Origin of the sequence: Bradyrhizobium sp. HKCCYLS3077 (genome assembly GCF_051167555.1) — a bacterium.
GTDB lineage: Bacteria > Pseudomonadota > Alphaproteobacteria > Rhizobiales > Xanthobacteraceae > Bradyrhizobium.
The window spans coordinates 119,454-141,150 of the sequence record NZ_JBNPTH010000008.1 but is presented as its reverse complement, the minus strand read 5'-3'; the positions used below and the strand labels follow the sequence as shown (position 1 = coordinate 141,150).

Annotated in this window: 16 protein-coding genes; 10 read left to right on the top strand and 6 right to left on the bottom strand. The window is 66.9% G+C overall.

Annotation, left to right across the window (positions count from 1 at the left end):
• Window positions 1-47: 47 nt before the first annotated feature.
• Window positions 48-2,621 (bottom strand): CHAT domain-containing tetratricopeptide repeat protein, encoded by a 2,574-nt coding sequence (locus tag ACQR0Z_RS29075; protein ID WP_434920899.1) that lies wholly within the window; start codon window positions 2,619-2,621, stop codon window positions 48-50.
• A gap of 474 nt (window positions 2,622-3,095) precedes the next feature.
• Window positions 3,096-3,824, bottom strand: coding sequence for a HugZ family protein (locus ACQR0Z_RS29070; protein ID WP_434920898.1), 729 nt, complete (start codon window positions 3,822-3,824; stop codon window positions 3,096-3,098).
• A gap of 217 nt (window positions 3,825-4,041) precedes the next feature.
• Here ACQR0Z_RS29070 and ACQR0Z_RS29065 point away from each other — a divergent pair, with 217 nt between their 5' ends.
• The 5 genes from ACQR0Z_RS29065 to ACQR0Z_RS29045 all read left to right on the top strand — a co-directional run bounded on the left by ACQR0Z_RS29065 (window position 4,042) and on the right by ACQR0Z_RS29045 (window position 8,108).
• A complete protein-coding gene (locus tag ACQR0Z_RS29065; protein ID WP_006611449.1) occupies window positions 4,042-4,743 on the top strand; it encodes a response regulator transcription factor in 702 nt (233 codons plus the stop codon).
• 197 nt (window positions 4,744-4,940) lie between these two features.
• Window positions 4,941-6,728 (top strand): stimulus-sensing domain-containing protein, encoded by a 1,788-nt coding sequence (locus ACQR0Z_RS29060; protein WP_434877990.1) that lies wholly within the window; start codon window positions 4,941-4,943, stop codon window positions 6,726-6,728.
• A complete protein-coding gene (locus ACQR0Z_RS29055) occupies window positions 6,725-7,249 on the top strand; it encodes an HPr kinase/phosphorylase (RefSeq protein ID WP_434920897.1) in 525 nt (174 codons plus the stop codon). Before ACQR0Z_RS29060 ends, ACQR0Z_RS29055 begins: the two co-directional genes overlap by 4 nt.
• Before the next feature lie 131 nt (window positions 7,250-7,380).
• Entirely contained in the window at window positions 7,381-7,782 is a 402-nt protein-coding gene (locus tag ACQR0Z_RS29050) for a PTS sugar transporter subunit IIA (protein ID WP_006611446.1), read from the top strand.
• A complete protein-coding gene (locus ACQR0Z_RS29045) occupies window positions 7,779-8,108 on the top strand; it encodes an HPr family phosphocarrier protein (protein ID WP_434862196.1) in 330 nt (109 codons plus the stop codon). Before ACQR0Z_RS29050 ends, ACQR0Z_RS29045 begins: the two co-directional genes overlap by 4 nt.
• A 203-nt stretch (window positions 8,109-8,311) precedes the next feature.
• On the opposite strand, the gene ACQR0Z_RS29040 is transcribed toward ACQR0Z_RS29045, so the two are convergent.
• Complete coding sequence (locus ACQR0Z_RS29040) at window positions 8,312-9,916, bottom strand: glycosyltransferase family 39 protein (protein WP_434920896.1); 1,605 nt, start codon at window positions 9,914-9,916, stop codon at window positions 8,312-8,314.
• 116 nt (window positions 9,917-10,032) lie between these two features.
• Here ACQR0Z_RS29040 and lepA point away from each other — a divergent pair, with 116 nt between their 5' ends.
• Both lepA and ACQR0Z_RS29030 read left to right on the top strand, forming a co-directional pair.
• Entirely contained in the window at window positions 10,033-11,844 is a 1,812-nt protein-coding gene (lepA, locus tag ACQR0Z_RS29035; RefSeq protein WP_434862194.1) for a translation elongation factor 4, read from the top strand.
• Between the two features lie 133 nt (window positions 11,845-11,977).
• On the top strand, window positions 11,978-13,945 hold the full coding sequence (locus ACQR0Z_RS29030; protein ID WP_434920895.1) for a methyl-accepting chemotaxis protein: 1,968 nt from the start codon (window positions 11,978-11,980) through the stop codon (window positions 13,943-13,945).
• 190 nt (window positions 13,946-14,135) lie between these two features.
• Here ACQR0Z_RS29030 and ACQR0Z_RS29025 read toward each other — a convergent pair whose 3' ends face one another.
• The gene (locus tag ACQR0Z_RS29025; RefSeq protein WP_434920894.1) at window positions 14,136-14,534 is read right to left on the bottom strand and encodes a rhodanese-like domain-containing protein; all 399 of its coding nucleotides are present in this window, start codon (window positions 14,532-14,534) and stop codon (window positions 14,136-14,138) included.
• A gap of 101 nt (window positions 14,535-14,635) precedes the next feature.
• On the opposite strand from ACQR0Z_RS29025, the gene ftrA reads away from it, so the two are divergent.
• Window positions 14,636-15,625, top strand: a complete 990-nt coding sequence (ftrA, locus tag ACQR0Z_RS29020) for a transcriptional regulator FtrA (protein WP_434920893.1) — start codon at window positions 14,636-14,638, stop codon at window positions 15,623-15,625.
• Between the two features lie 9 nt (window positions 15,626-15,634).
• On the opposite strand, the gene ACQR0Z_RS29015 is transcribed toward ftrA, so the two are convergent.
• The gene (locus ACQR0Z_RS29015) at window positions 15,635-17,854 is read right to left on the bottom strand and encodes a putative bifunctional diguanylate cyclase/phosphodiesterase (protein ID WP_434862190.1); all 2,220 of its coding nucleotides are present in this window, start codon (window positions 17,852-17,854) and stop codon (window positions 15,635-15,637) included.
• Between the two features lie 377 nt (window positions 17,855-18,231).
• Here ACQR0Z_RS29015 and mepA point away from each other — a divergent pair, with 377 nt between their 5' ends.
• Together mepA and ACQR0Z_RS29005 are read left to right on the top strand one after the other, a co-directional pair.
• Window positions 18,232-19,173, top strand: coding sequence for a penicillin-insensitive murein endopeptidase (mepA, locus tag ACQR0Z_RS29010; RefSeq protein WP_434920892.1), 942 nt, complete (start codon window positions 18,232-18,234; stop codon window positions 19,171-19,173).
• Window positions 19,174-19,337: 164 nt separating this feature from the next.
• Window positions 19,338-19,847: a hypothetical protein gene (locus ACQR0Z_RS29005; protein WP_434920891.1), complete on the top strand. Its 510-nt coding sequence runs from the start codon at window positions 19,338-19,340 to the stop codon at window positions 19,845-19,847.
• A 3-nt stretch (window positions 19,848-19,850) separates the two neighbouring features.
• Here ACQR0Z_RS29005 and ACQR0Z_RS29000 read toward each other — a convergent pair whose 3' ends face one another.
• Entirely contained in the window at window positions 19,851-21,644 is a 1,794-nt protein-coding gene (locus tag ACQR0Z_RS29000; protein ID WP_434920890.1) for a potassium/proton antiporter, read from the bottom strand.
• Window positions 21,645-21,697 lie beyond the last annotated feature (53 nt).

Sequence of the window (21,697 nt, the reverse complement as noted above, 5' to 3'; positions counted from 1 at the left end):
TTGGCAATCATCACGGCTGCCCAGGATGCTGCAATGCAACAGATATATCAGCGCGTTTCGGTTTCGCCGAGCAACACGAACGGCGCCCAAACCGAAGGATCCGCGCCGCCGGACGAAGATGGATCGTCCAGCAGCGCGAGCATCGCCTGGCGCAGCGCTTCGCTGCGACCCATTGTCGGGTGCTCCGTGAGGCGGTGGAACGTGTCGGTCATCAGCCGTGTCGCGGCCGCCGAATCGACCGCCCAATGCGTGACCAGCAGCGCCCGCGCGCCGGCATAGAAGAAGGCACGCGCGAGACCCGACAGCGCCTCGGCGCCGGGCTTGTCGCCCGCGATCGTGTTGCAGGCCGACAGCACGACGAAATCCGCATTGAGCTTCAGCTGCGCGACCTCGCTCGCCGTCAGTAGCCCGTCATCGAGCGCCGACGGAGCGGCCGGCAGGCTGAGCGCCAGCGACGGCTCGGCGATGCCCTTGACGTCGCCGGCGACGAGACCATGCGTGGCGAAATAGACGATGCGGAAATCCGACAGCTGCGCCCGCTTCACGGTCGTCTCGCTGGCATCGCTGCCGAGATGAAGATCGGCCGCGGCCACGCCCAGATCGGTCGCCACCGCCTTGAGCTCGTCGGCCGTGTCGGGAAGCTGCGGCAAGGCGCGCGCGAGCTGAGCGCGGTCGACGCCGGCGCCGCGCCAGAACTCCGTATAGGCCAACGTCGCGATGCTGCGCGCGGCCTGCTTGTCGACCGCCCGCGGCGGCGCGCCGGCGCGACCAGGATCGAACACCGGATCGCCGAAGCCGATCATGGGCCGGCTGCCGCGCGGCGTCTGCGCCGCGCCCCGCAGCGTCTTCAGGCTGCCAATCGACGGCAGCACGGCAACGGCATGACGCCGCAACAGCCAGGCCGCATCGCGGTAGCCGGCCGCGCGATCCGGAATAGCTTGCGCTGGCGGCTCGGTGACCAGGAGGTGGAACGGCAACGCCGTCAGTGCGCCTGACGGCACGATCAGCAGGCTGCGCTTGCCCTTGATCTCGGCGTCGATCGGCCCCAGCAGCGTCTGGTAGAGCTCGTGGGCCGTGACGAGGTCGAACCGGTCGGACGTCGCGGCCGTGGGAGCGAGGCCGCGGCGAAAGCGCATGACGTCCCGCGCCAGCGTATCCGAATCACGCGATATCGGCTTCCACGCGAAGCTGTCGCGGGTGACCGCCAGCACGAAGGCCGTGCGCTCGGCGAGGCCGAATGCGACCAGCGCCTCGTCCTCGGCCAGCAGCGACTGGATGTCGCCGAGCCGAAGCGGGAGCGGATTCGCGAGCGCCGCAAAGTCAGGAAACTCCCGCGCCAGCGTCGCGCGCACGCCGGTGCGCTCAGCGGTGACCGCTGCCAGCCGCGCCTTGTCGCGGGTCTCGGCGGCGCGATCGCGCTGCGGGGCGGGACGCGATACCGCGGCGATGATGGCCTTGTCGAGCGTCTCGGTTTCAGCCGTGAGATCCTGATCCTTGCGCACCAGTTCGGCCAGCCGATCATTGCCAGCCGCGAGCCTGACCGCGAGCTTGTCGACGGCGGCCCCGGCCTGCGACTGGGCGCCGCGCTGGATCACGTCGATGGCCTCGTCGAACGCCCTCGGCGCCGGCAGCAGGCCGTCGCGCCCGGCCGCAAACAGCACGGGGAGCGCGACCTTCGGCTGCGCCTGCCCGCGCTGAACGAGGCGCTCGACCAGCGGCAGCGCATCGGAATGACGCCCCGCGGCCTGGTAGAGACCGGCGAGATTGTTCAAGGCGGTGATCGCATCGGGATGATCGGGCCCCAGCGCGCGTTCGCGGATCGCGAGCGCGCGGACGAACAACGGCTCCGCCTCGTCGGCGCGCTGCTGGCGCTGCTTCAGGTCGGCGAGGTTGTTCAGCGAGCGCGCGACATCGGGATGATCGGGGCCGAGCAGCTTTTCGCGGATGGCGAGGGATTGCCGGATCAGCGGCTCAGCCTCGCGGTCGCGGCCGTCGCTCTTGGTGAGCTGGCCGAGATTGTTGAGCAGCGTCGCGACCGGCGCGCTGTCATTGCCAGCCACCTTGCGATAGATCGCCAGCGCCCGCTTGAACAGCGGCTCGGCATCGCCATGACGATCCTGGCGTTCGTACAGCGTGGCGAGATTGTTCAGCGCCTGGCCGACATCGGGATGGCCGGGGCCGAGCGCCTTCTCGCGGATGGCGAGCGCGCGCACGAACAACGGCTCGGCCTCGGCATAGCGCTGCTGGCGTTGATAGAGCGCGGCGAGATTGTTGAGCGCCGGCGCGATCTCGACGCTGTCGAGCCCCAGCGCCGTCTCGTACAGCGCCACCGCGCGCTTGTAGACCGGCTCCGCCTCGGCATCGCGACCGAGCGAGGCCAGCGCCTGGCCGAGATTGGTCAGGGCGGCCGCGAGATCGCGCTTGTTCGACGTCGCCTCGAGTCGCGTCACCATCGCCTGCGCCAGCGGCAACGCCTCGCGGTATCTGCCGGCGCGGCTGAGCGCGATGATCCGGCCGCTCTCGGCGGCGAGATCGGTCTTCTGGGCGAGAGCTGGCGGGGCGGACGCGCTTGCGAGCAGCACCGCTCCGACCGCGATCGCCACGCGTTTGCAGCCTCTCATGCCGGACCTCCGCCCATCACGGAGACTTAGTCGCGGCGCCACGCGTCTGCGTTCGACGCAAAGGGGAGATGCCCAGGAAAGAGGAGCATACGATCGCCGCCAATATCGGTGTCGGCTGTTCTAACCGACGCCGCCACAGCGGCGCTGCGCTCCCTCTCCCCGTTCTTACGGGGAGAGGGCTGGGGTGAGGGGCAACCGCACGGGAGGTCTCGGTGAAAGGGTTTGGCGGGGTCACGCAGCTGGAGTGGGTATGATGGAAAGCGGCTCTTCGGTACTAATTGGATGGGGGCATATAGTCTGATCGCGCTCTCCAGCTAGAATCCCCGTGTGGCTGCCCCTCACCCCGACCCTCTCCCCGTGAAGAACGGGGAGAGGGAGCGCACCGCTTGCGAGGCGCGCAGATGCGATTCGACCAATGCACGCTCGAACTAATGATCAGCCTTCGAACGAACGATCAGTCCGTCCAAGCAACTATCAGTCCTTCGCCCGCGCCTCATCAGCAAGCCGCACCAGCATCTTGCGCAATCCTCCGGGCGTGGTGACGCGCTCGGGAAAATCGAGCCGCAGCGTCCGGCCGTCGGCCATCAGATCCAATCCGTCAGGATCGCAGCCGCTGCAGCGCCACTCCGCGGGCTCGGCGCCGAGCAGCTTCGTCGCATACAGGCCGAGCGCGTCGCGATGGTCTTCGTTCATGTGATCGATGGCGCCCTGCTCGGCCGCGAGCAGCTCAGCCGCATCGGAGACATCCGTGAAAAACTGCTCCGGCTTGAGATCGACGATACGGCCGAAACCCGCGACGAGGTGCGTGCCGGAAAGACGAATGAGGAAGAACGAGAAGTCGGCAAAATCGGCATAGTCGCTCGCCGACGGATGCGCATTGAGATACCGACGGCGCAGGTTTTCCCTGTTCTCATCAGTTGCCTGCTCGGCCTTGCCCGACAGCATGATCCGGGCACCTTCGAGCGGATCACCGGGCGCGCGCTCATCGAGCATCAGCGACACGCGCGAATCTGCTAGTATGTTCTTCGTATGCACCGCCAATCGCGAGATCAGGATGACCGGCGCACCATCGGCGGCGGTGGCGACGTTCACGAGGGAGCAATACGGATCGCCGGAGCCCGTCATCAGGGTCGCGAGCGCGCCTTGGCGGCTTCGTCGCAGCAGGGACCGGGTCACGCGGTTAGGGTTAAAGCTCTCGGACATCGTCTTTCCCTCGTCCATCCGGTTGCAATGAAGGCCTTTTTTCGGCTAAACGGGCCACAAACTTGGGCATGGCACAAGACTTTGCCATGGTATTTGTGGAACTCGGTCACACTTCAGCCCAGCTTGCATTGCTCGTTGACCATGTTCGAAGCCCAAATACGCGGCCCTTATCTCGATTCTCGAAGTCTCGGCGTAACCAGACTCTGAAAGCAGGCTCATGCCCACAATCGCCTTGGTCGATGACGACCGCAACATTCTGACATCCGTCTCGATCGCGCTCGAGGCCGAAGGCTATCGCATCATGACCTATACCGATGGTGCATCGGCGCTGGACGGTTTCCGGACCAGCCAGCCGGACCTGGCCATCCTCGACATCAAGATGCCGCGCATGGACGGCATGGAGACGCTGCGGCGCCTGCGGCAGAAGTCCGACCTGCCGGTGATCTTCCTCACCTCCAAGGACGAGGAGATCGACGAGCTCTTCGGCCTGAAGATGGGCGCCGACGACTTCATCCGCAAACCGTTCTCGCAGCGCCTGCTGGTCGAGCGCGTCAAGGCCGTGCTGCGCCGCTCGCAGCCGAAGGATCCGACGGCGCTGCCGAAGGAGAACGACGCCAAGGCGCTGGATCGCGGCCTGCTGCGCATGGATCCGGAGCGGCACACCTGCACCTGGAAGAACGAGCCGGTCACGCTCACCGTCACCGAATTCCTGATCCTGCAGGCGCTGGCGCAGCGTCCGGGCGTGGTCAAGAGCCGCAACGCGCTGATGGACGCGGCCTATGACGACCAGGTCTATGTCGACGACCGCACCATCGACAGCCACATCAAGCGGCTGCGCAAGAAGTTCAAGATGGTCGACGAGGAGTTCGAGATGATCGAGACCCTTTACGGCGTCGGCTATCGCTTCAAGGAAACCTGAGGCATTGCTGAGAGCGACGTCATGCGAAATTGCGCGCTGACGTCGCGATCTTGATTGGGTAGATTGCGACGCCTGCGCGCATATTGGGCGCAGTTGCCGGAACGGGGCCATTGTTGCGGCGAATTGGTGCGGCGAGTTGAGGTCTCACGGGAGACCGCCGCACGACCCTTGCGAAATCCGGAATCGGAGCACTCCCATTGCTCGATCGCACGCAGCTTGACCCAGCGTTGAACTCCCCGGACGAGGTGGTCGAGGAGACGCCGCAGGTCTCCGGCTGGCAGCGTCCGGTCAGCTGGCTGCGCCGCGCCGGCCAGTTCCTGTTCGCGCTGTCGTTCTCGAGCCTGACCCGGCGCATCGTCTCGCTGAACATCGCCGGCTTGCTCGCTCTGGTTGCCAGCATCCTCTATCTCTCGCAGTTCCGCGCCGGCCTGATCGATGCGCGGGCGCAGAGCCTGCTGGTGCAGGCGGAAATCATCGCCGGCGCCATCGCCGCCTCCGCGACCGTCCAGACCAACACCATCACCATCGATCCCGAGCGCCTGCTCGATCTCAAGCCCGGCGAAAGCTATGGCGCGCCGGACGAATATTCGCCGCTCGACTTCCCGATTAATCCCGAGCGCGTGGCGCCGGTGCTGCGGACGCTGATCTCGCCGACCAAGACGCGGGCGCGCATCTACGATCCCAATGGCGGCCTTCTGCTCGACAGCCGCAACCTCGAGAACGTGCTGCGCTTCGACCTGCCGCCGCCGTCGAGCGAGAAGCCCGGCTTCGTCGAGCGCGCGCTGATCTCGGTGCGCACCTGGCTCAATCGCGGCGACCTGCCGCTATACCGCGAATACGGCCCGGAGAACGGCAACGGCTATGAGGAAGTCTCGGACGCGCTGAAGGGCCAGAAGCGCAGCATGGTCCGCGTCAACTCGCGTGGCGAGGTGATCGTCTCGGTCGCGGTGTCGGTGCAGCGCTCGCGGACCATCCACGGCGCGCTGATGCTGTCGACGCAGGGCGACGACATCGACCAGATGGTCACCGCCGAGCGTCTGGCCATCCTGAAGGTCGGCGGCGTCGCCTCGGCGGTCATGATCGTGCTCTCGCTGCTGCTGGCCAGCACCATCGCAGGCCCCGTCCGACGGCTGGCCGACAGCGCCGAGCGCGTCCGCCGCCGCATCAAGACCCGCGTCGAGATCCCCGATTTCACCCGCCGCCGTGACGAGATCGGCCATCTCTCCGGGGCGCTGCGCGACATGACGGACGCGCTATACGCCCGCATCGAGGCGATCGAGATGTTCGCCGCCGACGTCGCCCACGAGCTCAAGAACCCCCTGACCTCGCTGCGCTCCGCGGTCGAGACGTTGCCGCTAGCGCGCAACGACAACAGCCGCGCCCGCCTGCTCGCGGTGATCGAACACGACGTGAAGCGGCTCGACCGCCTGATCTCGGACATTTCCGACGCCAGCCGGCTGGATGCCGAGTTGCAGCGCCAGGACATGACCCTGGTCGACCTGCGCCGGCTCTTGAACACGCTGACCTCGGTCGCCAACGAGACCAAGAAAAACGGCACCGACGTCGCCGTCGAGGTGCGGTTCGAGGGCCGCGGGGTCAACGACACCTTCTCGGTGCCGGGCCATGATTCGCGGCTCGGCCAGGTGATCTCCAACCTGCTGTCGAACGCGCAGTCGTTCTCGGAGGCCGGCGGCAAGGTGCGCATCACCTGCCGGCGGGTGCGCTCCGAGATCGAGATCACGGTCGACGACGACGGTCCGGGCATTCGCGAGGACGCCCTGCAGCGCATCTTCGAGCGCTTCTACACCGACCGGCCGCATCAGGGCTTCGGCCAGAACTCGGGCTTGGGCCTGTCGATCTCCAAGCAGATCATCGATGCCCATGGCGGACGGATCTGGGCGGAGAACCGGCCCGGCCCGGTCGATGCCGACGGCAATCCAACGTCCGCCGGCGCGCGCTTCATCGTCCGGCTGCCGGCGTCGTGACCGCCGAATCGGCCAGCATCCATGCGTCGGCCGTCCAAGTGGGGGAACTCGCGGTCCTGATCCGGGGTCCGTCCGGCTCGGGCAAATCGCGTCTCGCCTTCGATCTGATTCTCGCCGGCCGCGCCGGACAGCTGCCTCGCGCGACCCTGGTCGGCGACGACCGTGTTCATCTCGCCACACGCGGCGGAGAAATATGGGTGAGCCCTGCCCCCGCTTTGGCCGGCCTGATCGAGATCCGCGGGCTCGGAATCCGGGGGTGCGACCATGTGTCGGAGGCAAAACTGGGGCTCGTCGTCGACCTCATGGCCGGGGATGCCGCCCGTCTGCCGAACGCCGAAGCGCTCCGTGTCACACTCAACGGTATTGAATTGCCGCGAGTCCCCGTCGGCCCGGGGGTCGCCCCCTTCCCCATGGTTGCAGCAGCACTAATTACCACCAATACTTCATGTTCCGGTAATCTTTCGGCCGATTGTGTGGAGCAAATTGGTAACCATATCAGCCCCACTATCGCCACCGATTAGACCGCCGCTAGCTCTCCTGCCGTATGCCAGAATCCGGGAGCCTCGCGAATATGCCCTCTTGCGCGAGGGCTCCGGATGGTCAAAGTGGCGCGTTCGTGCGGTGCACCCAAGGCGCCCGCGAGGAGTATCCGATGATTGGCCTGGTACTGGTGACCCATGGGCGCCTCGCCGACGAGTTCAGGGCGGCGCTCGAACACGTCATGGGTCCTCAAAAACAAATCGAAGCGGTTACGATTGGCGCCGACGATGATTCCGATCTCTGTCGCAGCGACATCATCGAAGCCGTGAACCGCGTGGACACTGGCGACGGCGTCGCCATCCTCACCGACATGTTCGGCGGCACGCCGTCGAACCTTGCGATCTCCTGCATGAGCCGGCCCAAGGTCGAGGTGCTTGCGGGCATCAACCTGCCCATGCTGGTCAAGCTCGCCAAGGTGCGCGAAGAGCGTTCGCTGCCCGACGCCATCGCGATGGCGCAGGAGGCGGGCCGCAAATACGTGACCATCGCCAGCCGGGTGCTTGCCGGCAAATGAGCGACGAGGACGCGCCGCAGGATAATATCGCCGGGCCGGCCGTGCCGGCCGACGCGATCTCGCGGGAGCTCCTGATCACCAACAAGCGCGGCCTGCACGCGCGGGCCTCGGCGAAGTTCGTGCAGATGGTCGAGAAGTTCCAGGCCGAGGTCTGGGTCACGCGCGGCGGCGAGACCGTCGGCGGCCGCTCGATCATGGGCCTGATGATGCTCGCGGCGGCGCCGGGGACGAAGATCCTGGTGTCCGCGACCGGCCCCGAGGCCGAAGCCGCGCTGCAGGCGATCACTGATCTGGTGAACGACAAGTTCCACGAAGAAGGCGTGTGAGCTTCTTTCACCTCTCCCCGCTTGCGGGGAGAGGTCGGATTGCGTCGTCAGATGCAATCCGGGTGAGGGGGGCTCTCCGCACGGTCGGTGGGTGTGGTTGCCCCCACCCCAGCCCTCTCCCCGTGAAGAATGGGGAGAGGGAGCGCACCGTTTTCCGCTCAGCAGCTCGACCATCAATTTGGACGGCCTGCGGGCCGCGCGGGCTACTTCCCCGGCCCTTGAATATACACCTTCCAAACGATGGCAGGGCCGGCCTGGCCGTGGAAGAAGCGCTGGGTGGTCATGACCAGCGGCTCGGACTTGGGCGCCTGCTTGAGCATCCACGCCTCGCAGGCCGCGATGCGATTGTCGGTGGTGTCGCAGATGCCGATGAAGCCTTCGCGCTTGAGGTCGTCGAGCGTGCTCAGCCCTGAACTCCAGGTCTCCTCCGCCGTATAGGGCACCGTGAACGGCCGCGGATGGTCGGGGCTGTAGAAGGTCATCGGCGTGTTCATCTCGGAGAAGCCGGCGACCAGCGGCCAGGGCGTCCCGAATCGGGCGTGCCAGGCCTTGGTCAGTTCCCGCGCCAGCTCCGAGCGGGCGCCGTAGCCGGTGGCGCCGTTGGGGTTGGCGGCCATCTCGCGCCGGGCGATCCAGGGCGAGGCGATCAGGGTCAGCAGCGACAGCACCAGCCACACCGTGGCGAGCCGCGGCAGCGTGGTCAGGCGCAGCCGCAGCGCGGGGATCGCCACCAGCGCCAGCGGCACCAGGAAGAACAGCGAGATGCCCCAATCGGTCTTCATATAGATCGTGAAGGCGAGGCCGCCGAGCGGCGGTCCGACGGCGACGATCGCCTGCACCAGCCAGACGTTCAGCGCCTGGCTGCGATTGACCCCGGGATTGGGTCCGCGCCGCCAATTGGCGAACGCGAACCGCGGCGGCCAGACCAGCACCAGCGCCGCCAGCGCCACCGGCAGCGCCAGCAGCGCCAGATTGTGGCCGACATAGCCCAGCACCAGCGTGGCCGCCCGGCCGCGATCCGACAGCGAATAGACATCACCGGCATAGGTCAGCGCCACGAAATCGACCTGCCACAGCCAGATGAGGTGCGGGATCATCGCGATGAGCATGGCGACGATCGCGACCCAGGGCGCGGGCGAGGCCAGGAAGCGCAGCCGCTCCGGATGCAGCAGCGCCGCCAGCCCGATGGCGCCGATCATGGTCAGCACCCAATATTTGGTCATCATCGCCGCCGCGCCGGCGAGGCCGAGCCACAGGCCGGACACGGCGCTGCGCTTCTCGAAGGCGTTGAGATAGGCCAGGACGACCAGCGGCAGGGTCAGGAGCTGCAGCAGATCGGCGTTGTATTTGAATCCCTTGAAATTGAAGATCGGATACAGCGCGACCATCACCAGCACGAAGAACGCCCGGCGGCGGTCAACCACCTTGAGGCTCGCCAGCCAGATGATGACGAGCCCGGCGCTGTTCACCGCCATGGCCAGCGCATAGGTCGCCCAGTCCTTGACCGGAAACACCGCGAACCACAGCCCGGCAATCCAGCCCGACAGCGGCGGATGCTTGCCGTAGCCGAACAGGAATCGGCTGCCCCAGGCATAGGCCTCGGCGACATCCATATGGACGTCCTGCGCCGCCTTGAGATTGGTCAGGATCGCCGTCCACAGCACCGCGTGGACCACGGCAAAGCCGATCACGACCCAGATCGAGGTTGCGGGCGCGGTGGCGCGCGCCACCAGCCAGGCGGCCAGCCGCTGCGGTCGGAAACGGCCGCGCATGCGCGCCGCGACAGGCGGGAGAGAGGTACTCGACATCCGCTCTCGGTAGCCTGTTTTAGGGCTGCGGGGAATCAGCTTGCCGTGAAGAAAGGCCCTGGAAATTCAGCAATATGGTTGCTGGTGAGGGGCCTGTGATGCTATTTGCGCGACCCATGACGACCGTCCCCATTCCCAACATCCGCAACTTCTCCATCGTCGCCCATATCGACCATGGAAAGTCCACGCTGGCCGACCGCCTGATCCAGATGACCGGCGGGTTGTCGGACCGCGAGATGGCGGGCAAGGAGCAGGTGCTCGATTCGATGGACATCGAGCGCGAGCGCGGCATCACCATCAAGGCGCAGACCGTGCGCCTGCAATACCGCGCCAAGGACGGCAAGGATTACATCTTCAACCTGATGGACACGCCCGGCCACGTCGACTTCGCCTACGAGGTCTCGCGGTCGCTGGCGGCCTGCGAGGGCTCGCTGCTGGTGGTCGACGCCAGCCAGGGCGTCGAGGCCCAGACCCTCGCCAACGTGTACCAGGCGCTCGACAACAACCACGAGATCGTCCCGGTCCTGAACAAGATCGACCTGCCGGCCGCCGAGCCGGACAAGATCAAGCAGCAGATCGAGGACGTCATCGGCATCGACGCCTCCGACGCTGTCATGATCTCGGCCAAGACCGGCCTCGGCATTCCCGACGTGCTGGAGGCGATCGTCACCCGGCTGCCGCCGCCGAAGGGCGATCGCGAGGCGACCCTGAAGGCGCTGCTGGTCGACAGCTGGTACGACGTCTATCTCGGCGTCGTCGTGCTCGTGCGCATTGTCGACGGCGTCATGAAGAAGGGCCAGCGCATCCGGATGATGGGTACGGGTGCCGCGTATGACGTCGAGCGCGTCGGCTTCTTCACGCCCAAGATGCAGCAGGTCGACGAGCTCGGCCCCGGCGAGGTCGGCTTCATCACCGCCGCGATCAAGGAAGTCGCCGACACCCGCGTCGGCGACACCATCACCGACGACCGCAAGCCGGTCTCGGAGATGCTGCCGGGCTTCAAGCCGGCGATTCCGGTGGTGTTCTGCGGCCTGTTCCCGGTCGACGCCGACGATTTCGAGACGCTGCGCGCGGCGATGGGCAAGCTCCGGCTCAACGACGCCAGCTTCTCGTTCGAGATGGAGACATCCGCCGCGCTCGGCTTCGGCTTCCGCTGCGGCTTCCTCGGCCTGCTGCACCTGGAGATCATCCAGGAGCGGCTGTCCCGCGAGTTCGATCTCAACCTGATCGCCACCGCGCCGAGCGTCATCTACAAGATGAAGCTGACCGACGGCGAGGAGATCGAGATCCACAACCCCGTCGACATGCCCGACGTGGTCAAGATCGCCGAGATCCAGGAGCCCTGGATCGAGGCCACCATCCTGACACCGGACGAATACCTCGGCAGCGTGCTGAAGCTCTGCCAGGACCGCCGCGGCAATCAGAAGGAGCTCACCTATGTGGGCGCCCGCGCGATGGTCAAATACGATCTGCCGCTCAACGAGGTCGTGTTCGACTTCTACGACCGGCTGAAGTCCGTCTCCAAGGGCTACGCGTCGTTCGACTATCATCTGACCGACTACAAGCCGGCCGACCTCGTCAAGATGCAGATCCTCGTCAACAACGAGCCGGTCGATGCGCTGTCGATGCTGGTGCACCGGACCCGCGCCGAAGGCCGGGGCCGCGCGATGGTCGAGAAGATGAAGGACCTGATCCCGCCGCACATGTTCCAGATCCCGATCCAGGCGGCGATCGGCGGCAAGGTGATCGCGCGCGAGACCGTGCGCGCGCTGCGCAAGGACGTCACCGCCAAGTGCTACGGCGGCGACATCACGCGCAAGCGGAAGCTTCTGGAGAAGCAGAAGGAAGGCAAGAAGAAGATGCGGCAGTTCGGCAAGGTCGACATCCCGCAGGAAGCCTTCATCGCCGCGCTCAAGGTGGATAGCTGAGGCCGGGCCGCACACGGTCCGCTGGAGGCAAGCGGCGGACACCTCCCGGCAGAATCTGCATTCCCGTGCAACTACGGTATCTGTTCCTTAATGGTATTCTGGGACCCTTGCTGCAAAGCAAGGAATGCCCCGAATGTCCCGCCTTCGATCGATCTCCGCCCGCCTCATCGTCGCCCTTTCGCTCACTGTCGCCATCGCCTGCGCCGTGCTCGGCACATTCTCGGTGATGCAGCAGCGGTCGCTGACCCGCCTCGCCTTGGAACAGCAGCTCAAGCTGCAGTTCGACAGCGTGGCCGCCGGCATCGATTACGAGGGCCGCGCCGCGCTGGCGGTGAGCTCGACGCTCGCGGCGTTGCCGCCGGTCGCCGATGCCTATCTCAAGGGTGACCGCGAGGCGCTGGGCACCCTGCTCGGCGGCGCCATGACCTCGCTGAAGGCGCAGGGCATTCCGCTGGTGAACGTATGGGCGCCGCCGGCCACCAACTTCTACCGCGTGCATGAGCCGAAGGTGTTCGGCGACGACACCTCAAAGCGCCGCATCACGGTGGTCGAGGCCAACCAGACCGGCAAGCAGATCGCCGGGGTCGAGCAGAGCCGGCTGTCGCTCGGCATCTTCGGCATGACCCCGATGGTGCGCGACGGCAAGGTGATCGCGACCGTCGACGTCGGCGCCGCCTTCGGCAAGGAATTCGTCGACCGGGCCAAGCAGCGCTACGGCATCGATCTCGCCGTCTACTGGATCAACGAAGGCCAGCCGAAGCGGCTGTCGTCGACGTTCGGCGACGAGACGGTCGCCACGACCGACGAAGTGCAGGCGGTGTTCAAGGGCGCGCCGATCCAGCGCGAGGCGACGCTGGCCGGCCGGCCCGCGGCGCTGTATGTCGGCCAGATCAAGAACTACGCCGGCGATCCGATCGCCGTGCTTGAGGTGATCAAGGACACCACCGCCTATCAGGCCGCCGCGAGCAGCGCGCAGCAGCAGCTGATCCTCGGTACGGTCGTCATTCTGCTGCTCGCGGTCGCCGTCGCATTGTTCGTCGCCCGCGGCATTTCGCGACCGCTGGTCGCGATCACCGCCGTCATGCACCGCCTGTCGAGCGGCGACACCGAAGTCACGATTCCCGGTGGCGAACGCAAGGACGAGCTCGGCACCATGGCGCGGGCCGTCGACGTGTTCCGGCGCACGATGATCGAAACGAGCAGCCTGCGCGATGCGCAGGAGGCGACGCAGCAGCGTGCCGAGGAGGAGAAGCAGGCGCTGCAGCGGCAGATGGCCGACCGCTTCGAAGCCGACGTCAAGGGCGTGGTCTCGGCGGTGGCCAGCGCGACGCAGGACATGGAGCGTGTCGTCCGCGAGATCACGATGAGCGTCAACGGCGCGTCGCAGCGCGCGGCTGCTGCCGCCGCCGCCTCCGAGGAGGCGTCCAGCGGCGTGTCCACGGTCGCCGCCGCCTCCGAGGAGCTGGCATCGTCGGTGACCGAGATCGGGCGCCAGGTGACGCATTCGAGCAAGGTGGCCGACGGCGCCGTCATCAAGGCGCGGCAGACCACCGAGATGGTCGGCAGCCTGGCTGCCGCCGCCGAGAAGATCGGCGACGTGCTGCGCCTGATCGATGCGATCGCCAGCCAGACCAACCTGCTGGCGCTTAACGCCACGATCGAGGCGGCGCGCGCCGGCGAGGCCGGCCGCGGCTTCGCGGTGGTCGCCGCCGAGGTCAAGGAGCTCGCCGGCCAGACCGCGAAGGCGACCGAGGAGATCGCCGGCCAGGTCACCTCGATCCAGGCCGCGACGTCGGATTGCGTCACCGCGATCGGCGACATCAGCACCACGATCCAGGAGATCAGCGGCATCGCCGCGACCATCGCCGCCGCCGTCGAGCAGCAGGGCTCGGCGACGCGCGAGATCGCGCGCAGCGTCCAGCAGGCGGCCTCCGGCACCACCGAGGTTTCACAGAACGTCGTCGGCGCCAGCGATGCCGCCGAGCAGTCGCGGCAGCTCGCCGATCACGTCATGGTGGCCACCCGCGACCTCGGCCAGCACGCCGACGCGCTGTCGAAGAGCATCGACTCGTTCCTGGCCGGGCTGCGCAAGGCGGCCTAGGGAGGGGTGCCAAGACGGCCCGCCACAAAACCGGTGTCGTCCCGGCCTCGAGCCGGGACCCATGACCACCGACGCCGGAGTTGGAGCGAGCTGAGGCTACAGCGGCGTCTCACCGGAGGCGTCACGGAGTATGGGTCCCGGCGTTCGCCGGGACGACACCGATGCTGGCGGAGGGGAGCCGGGCTCTCGCTCAGTCGCTCGCCGTCAGCGCAAAACCTTCATCGATCCAGCCGGTCACGCCGCCGATCATCATCTTGACCGGGCGGCCGAGCCGCGCGAGGCGGATGGCGGCGCGGTTGGCGCCGTTGCAATGCGGGCCGGCGCAGTAGACGACGAACAGCCTGTCCGCAGGAATGTCAGCCAGCCGTTCGGCGGTGATGCTGCGGTGCGGCATGTTGATGGCGCCCGCGATGTGTCCCTTCGCGAACGAGACCGGGCCGCGAACGTCGGCCAGGATGAAATCCACCTCGGGCGCGCGCAGGCTCTCGTGGACGTCCCAGCAATCCGCCTCGAAAGAAAGCATGTCCTCGAAATGCTGAAGCGCCCTTGCCGACGGCGCGGCGGGGACGTCGGTGACGTGCGTGGTCATGGCTTGTCCGTGCAATTTGGAGATCATCGAGGTCGCAATCTCGCGCAGGCCGGCTCTGGCCCCAAGTGACGGATCTGACAAAGTCCGGTAAGTTTCCGCCAATGTCGCAAGCTGCTCCCAGCGCCCGCCCGCGGGATCCGGGCCTCGTCGCCGTCATCACCTATGACGGGCTGTGCACGTTCGAGTTCGGCATCGCCGTCGAAGTGTTCGGTCTGCCGCGGCCGGAGTTCGATTTTCCCTGGTATCAGTTCAAGGTCGTGTCGGCCGAGGGGCGGCGGTCGCGCGCGATCGGCGGCATCGTCGTCGAAGCCGGCGCGCCGCTGGCGCGGCTGAACGACGCCAGGACCATCATCGTGCCCGGCTGGCGCGACCGCAACGAGCGGCCGCCGGAGCGGCTGCTGCGGGCGATCGCGCAGGCATCGGCGCGCGGCGCGCGCTGCCTGTCGATCTGCTCCGGCGTGTTCGTCTTGGCGGCCGCCGGCCTGCTCGACGGCAAGCGCGCCACCACGCATTGGCGCCACATGCCCGACCTCAAGCGGCTCTACCCCGACATCAGCATCGAGGAGGACACGCTCTATGTCGACGAGGGCAACGTCATTACTTCAGCCGGCAGCGCGGCCGGCATCGATGCCTGCCTGCACCTCGTCCGCCGCGACTTCGGCAGCAAGGTCGCGAATTCGGTGGCGCGCCGTCTGGTGATGCCGCCGCATCGCGACGGCGGCCAGGCGCAATATGTCGCCGCTCCCGTCCAGTTGCGGCCGGGGCGGACGATCGGCGAGGTCATGGACTGGGCGCGCGCCCGGCTGGCGCAACCGATCGCGATCGGCGCGATGGCGAAGCGCGCCGGCATGAGCGAGCGCACCTTCCTGCGCCGCTTCGCGGAGGCAACAGGATCAGCGCCGGCTGCATGGCTGCAACAGGAGCGCATGGCGCGGGCACGCGAACTGCTGGAGAACGCGACCATGCCGCTTGCCGACGTCTCGGCGCAGTGCGGTTATCAGTCGCTGGAGACATTCCGGGTCGCCTTCCGCCGCAGCGTCGGTACGTCGCCCGCCGCCTACCGCGCGCGGTTCAAGGCCGCTGCGGGATGAGGCGCACGCTTAGGCCACCATGGCCTTGCCCGCCGTCGTCCCCTCCGCGGCATCCCGCTGCGCCTGCAGCAGACCGACGATCTCGGCATTGGGGCGCGGACGGCTGAACAGATAGCCCTGCCCTTCGTCGCAGCCCTCGGCGCGCAGGCAGCGCAGCTCCGCCTCGGTCTCCACGCCCTCGGCGGTGATCGTCACGCCGAGCCCCTTGCCGAGGCTGACGATCGAGCGGACGATGGCCTGCGCCTCGCGATTGGCGGCGAGATCGCGGATGAAGGACTGGTCGACCTTGATCTTGTCGAACGGGAAGCTGCGCAGATAGCTCAGGCTGGAATAGCCGGTGCCGAAATCATCCATCGAGATGCGCACGCCGAGCGCGCGCAGCGCATGCAGGGTCGCCAGCACCTGGCCGCTCTTCTCCAGCACCAGCGTCTCGGTGATCTCGAGCTCGAGCCGGCTCGGCGGCAGGCCGGACTGCTTGAGCACCTCCATCACCTGCGACAGCACATTGCCGACGCGGAATTGCAGCGGCGACATGTTGACGGCCACGCGCACATCATCAGGCCAGTTCGCCGCGTCCCGGCAGGCCTGGCGTAGCATCGTGCGGCCAAGCGCCGAGATCAGCCCGGTCTCCTCGGCGACCGGAATGAACTCCGATGGAGGAATCATGCCACGCTCGGCATGCGGCCAGCGCACCAGTGCCTCGAAGCCGGTGATGCGGCCGGTCGAAAGGTCGACCAGCGGCTGATAGTAAGGCCGCAGCACATCGTGCTGGATGGCGTCGCGCAGCTCGATCTCCAGCCGCCGGCGGCTCTGCGCCCGCGCATCCATGCCGGTCTCGAAATAGCTGAAGGTGCCGCGCGTCTCGTTCTTGGCGCGCGACAGCGCCATGTCCGCGTTCTTGAGCAGCTTCTCGGCGTCGTCGCCGTCATTCGGCGCCATCGCAATTCCGATCGTCGCGCCGATCGTGACCGAGCTGCCATCGATGAGATAGGGATCGGCGAGCGCCTGCAGCAGGCGCCGGCAGAGCAGCGCCGCGTCCTCCGGTCGCGCCAGGCCGCCCTGCACGACGGCGAACTCGTCCGAGTTCAGCCGCGCGACGATGTCCTCCTGGCGCAGGATCGAGCGCAGCCGCTTGCCGACGCCACGCAACAGCCGGTCGCCGACGGCATGGCCGAGCGTGTCGTTGATCGATTTGAAATTGTCGAGACCGAGCACCAGCACGGCGATCTTCTCGGAGCTGCGGCGCATCTGCGCGAGCTTGTCGTCGATCCTCTGGCGCAGCAGGTTGCGACTGGGCAGGCCGGTCAGCGCATCGTGCTGCGCCAGGAAGGCGAGCCGCGCCTCGGCGCGCTTGCGCTCGGTGATGTCCATCAGCGCCAGCAGCACGGCGGGCTGCTCCTGATAGACGAGGTGGCGGGAGTAGATCGCGAGGTCGATCAGGGTGCCGTCAGCGCGGACGTGCTTCCAGGTGCGGGCCGCGTTCTCCTCGCCGGACGGATCGCCGGCCCACGGCGGCTCGCTCTCATAGGCCTGGAGATTGCGGATGCTGAGCTGCTCGAAGGCTGCACGGTCATAGCCATAGTGCTGGGCCGCCGCCGCGTTGACGCCGAGCACCCTGCCGTCGCCGCTGGCGCAGACGATCATCGGGACCGGATTGCCGTCGAACAGCAGCCGGAATGATTCCTCGCGCTGCTTCAGCTCGGTGATGTCGACACGTAATCCGATGATGCCGCCATCCGCGGTCAGACGCTCGTCGATGAGAATGGTGCGGCCGTCCGACAGGCGCTGCTCGTGACGGCCGCTTGGATGGAACAGCCTTTGCAGACGTTCGGCGATCCAGGCGTCCTCGCGGCCCACCGCATCCGGATATTCACCGCGCGCGATGCCGATCCGGATGGTGTCCTGAAGCCGCGCGCCGGGCTGGAACAGATCCGAGCTGCGGTTGTAGATCTCGGCGTATTTCTTGTTCCAGAGGATGTAGCGGCCTTCGGCGTCCAGGAAGACGATGCCTTCGGGCAGCAGGTCGATCGCTTCCATCAGGCGATCATGGGCCGTCTTGGCGTCGGCGATGGCGGCTTCCCACTCGGCGCGCTTGCCGGATTCGTCGGTCGCAGCCGTCGTCTGCAGGTTGTGCCGCCGCAGCTTCGGGGCGGGTCTGGCCGGACGGGAACCACGAGCGCGGGGCACGCAATTCAGCTTCTTGGGCTTGGGTGGCCGAACGGGCCGCATCGCACGCCTCACTCTCCTTACTGGGGCCATTGTCTCAGCCAAGTGTCTGAAAAAATGGTATCTTGATGCAGAAACCTAGCATCACTGATTGCGCGAGCAAGACCACACACTCTCGCATCGCGGGAGCCTTGCGCCGGCAACATGGTCAACCAAAAATTGCGCTACAACCGACGGTAAGCGCTTCACGATTTCAGCGGCGCCGAATTGCGCGCATTCCGTGCAATCGCCCCCCAATTTGGGTTCAACTACCGAACTAAATCAGGCAATTGAGCCTTGTTGGGGATGTCGTGCCAATTCCGCGGCAGGGTTACACAACCGTTAAGATTCGGTGCCGGGCGTGCCCTTCCCTGCTCGCCGGCAGGCGCTAGACTGCCGCAATGCATGCCCGTCTGATTCTGATGACCGCACTGAGTGCGGCTGCGGTGACCGCCGCGGCACCAGCCCTTGCGCAGGACAAGGGCACCGTGGAGCCAAAGGCGCTGCCGCCGCTCGCCCATCCGGACGATCCCGAGACACCGGCCAAGGAGCTGTTCGCCCGCCGGCTGCAGCCTTCCGCGCAGCCGACCAAGGTGATCGGCACCTACAACCGCGGTTGCATCGCCGGCGCCGAGCGCATGCCGATCAATGGCGAGGACTGGCAGGTGATGCGGTTGTCGCGCAACCGCAATTTCGGTCATCCCAACATGATCGCGCTATTGAAGCGGCTGGCGGATCGCGCGCGCAGGGACGCCAGCTGGCCCGGCATCCTGGTCGGCGACATCGGCCAGCCGCGCGGCGGCCCGGCGCTGAGCGGCCACGCCAGCCACCAGATCGGCCTCGACGCCGACATCTGGCTGACGCCGATGCCGGAGCACCGGCTGTCGCGCAACGAGCGCGAGGAGATGTCGGCGGTGATGATGGTGCGGCAGGATCGTCTCGACGTCGATCCCCGCGTGTTCACGAAGGGCCATGTCGCGGTGATCCGCGCAGCCGCGCTGGAGCCGTCGGTGCAACGCATCTTCGTCAATGCCGCGATCAAGAAGGCGCTGTGCCGCGAGGCGAAGGGCAACCGCAGCTGGCTGAGCAAGGTGCGTCCGTGGTGGGGCCACGACTATCACTTCCACATCCGCATGGTGTGTCCGCCGGGCAATCCGGATTGCCACGGCCAGACCGACCAGGACGGCGGCGACGGCTGCGGCGATCTCGACTACTGGTTTTCGGACGCCGTGCTGCATCCGCCGCCACCGAAGGAGCCGCCGAAGCCGCCGCAGCCGATCACCATGGCACAACTGCCACCGGGCTGCCGCGCCGTGCTGCACGCGCCGGACGCCAGGAATTGAGGTACGACACACGCGATTGCGAGTCGCGGCAGCGCACGCCGATCCGCTAGACTGCAGCATCGCGCCGTAAGCGTGATGATCACCCATCGGGATGACGGTCCCACGTCTTCATTGATCGCCGCGGCGCATCGAGCCGCCGCGCATTTGTCCTGCGAGCCGTCATCATGCGCCTCCCTCGATTCGCTCCGACTGCACTTCTCCTCGCTTTGTTTGCAACCACGGCGTCAGCCGCCGAGCCGAGCGGCTGCGACAAGTTCAAATGGGACATCGCGCGCGAACGCGCCGCGCTGACGGCGGCCGACCGTCAGGCCCTCGACTCGGGCGCCGAGATCGCCGCGCTGCCTGCCTCGGGCATGGCCCTGACACTGCATCCACTCGCCGATGCCAGGCTGCCGAGCCGGCCGGAACGCGCGCCCAAGGACGGCACCTTCGCTGGCGTCATCCGCATCGCGAGCGTGAAGACCGGCGTCTACACCGTAAGCCTGTCAGCCGCAGCCTGGATCGACGTCGTGCAGGACGGCAAGGTCCTCAAGCCGATCGCCTTCAGCGGCGCCACCAATTGCGACGGCATCCGCAAGACCGTGAAGTACGAGCTCGGCGCACAGCCGGTCGTGCTGCAGATCAGCGGCGCGCCGGAGGCCGCGATATCAGTCGCGATCCTGCCGGCCGAGTGAGCCTCACACCCCCGCCACCGACGACCAGACATTGGCGAGCTTGCGCCTCACCTGTTCCTTGCGCGTCAGCACTGGTTGCTCTTCCTCATCCTCCGGCAGGCGCAAGCCAACGACATTGACGCGGCCGCCGGAGATCGAGCGCGCGACGAGAACGATGGTGTCGAGCGCGACGGTGGAGCCTTCCTTCGGCGCGTTGTCGAGGTGGATGTCGAAGTAATCCGCCAAGGTCAGCTTGTCGTCGCCCTCGCCGAGCTTGACGCCATAGATGCCGGCGACCTCGTCGAGCGTGTGCTCGGCCGAGACCATGAAGTCGCCGAGCAGGTGCGGATCGGGCGCCGAGGACGGCGGCATGTCGACGAAGAAGCGGTCGAGCGACTCGGCCTTTTCCGGCGGCGCCAGCAGATAGAGGTAGTCACCGGGCGCGATCGGCTCGGCCTCGGGCGGCGACAGGATCTGCTGGTTGCGGATCACAAGGGTCGGCTTCGACCAGGACGGAATCAGGCCGCGGCGGAAGTACAGGCTCTTCGGACGGATCGCATAGCCGACCAGCTGCTGCTCGAGCTGGCCGGGCAGGTCGAGCTCGATGCGGCGCGGGCCGCGATCGGTGCGCGGCAGCGCGACGTGCAGCTTGCGGGCGGCGACCCCGAGCGTCCAGCCCTGCGCCAGCAGCGAGATGATGACGACGACGAAGGCGACGTCGAAATAGAGATAGGCGTTCGACAGGCCGACCAGCATCGGGATGGAGGCGAGGAAGATCGCGACCGCGCCGCGCAGGCCGGTCCAGGCGATGAACGCCTTCTCGCGCCAGTTGAAGCGGAACGGACGGAGACAGAGGAAGACCGCGACCGGGCGCGCCACCAGCATCAGCACCAGCGCGACCGCGATCGCGGGCAGCAGGCTGTCCAGCAGCCGCTGCGGCGACACCAGCAGGCCGAGCAGCACGAACATCACGATCTGGGCGAGCCAGGTGGCCGCGTCGAGGAAGGTGACCACCGAGTTGTGCGCCCGCGTCGGCCGGTTGCCGACGATGAGGCCGGCGAGATAGACCGCGAGAAACCCGGAGCCGTGGACGATCTGCGCCAGGCCGAAGATGACGAGCGCAGCCGTGGTAACGAACGGCGCATGCAGGCCCTGCGGAAGCGCGACCTTGTTGAGGCCGATCACCACCAGGCGGCCGCCGACGATGCCGAACAGCGTGCCGAGCACGGCCTCACGTACCAGCTCGAACACGAAATGCCCGACGCTGCCGTGGCCGACCGAGATCAGCTCGACCAGCATCAAGGTCAGGAACACTGCGAACGGGTCGTTGCTGCCGGACTCCGCCTCGAGCGTCGCGCCGACCCGCGGACGCAGGCGCAGGCCCTGCGCATGCACCAGCAGGAACACGGCGGCGGCATCGGTCGACGCAACGACGGCGCCGACCAGCAACGCCTCGGTCCAGCCGAGGTCGAGGGTGTATTTCGCAATGGGCGCGGTGATGAACGCGGTCAGCAGCACGCCCGCAGTAGCGAGCACCATCGACGGCGCCAGCACGGTGCGGATGCTCTGGAAGCGCGTGCGCAGGCCGCCATCGAACAAAATCAGCGCCAACGCCACCGAGCCGACCAGATAGGTGGTACGAACGTCCTGAAATTCGATATGACCAGGGCCTGAATCGCCCGCCAGCATGCCGATCACCAGGAACACGAGCAGCAGCGGCGCGCCGAAGCGCAGGGCCAGCAGGCTCGACAGGATGCCGGCCATGACCAGGATCGCGCCAAGGAGGATGGCAATGCTGACGGCGTCGAGGGATGACATGAAAAAACGTTGATCGATCCGAGTTTTACATCCTTATCGTCGCCACACTTGCA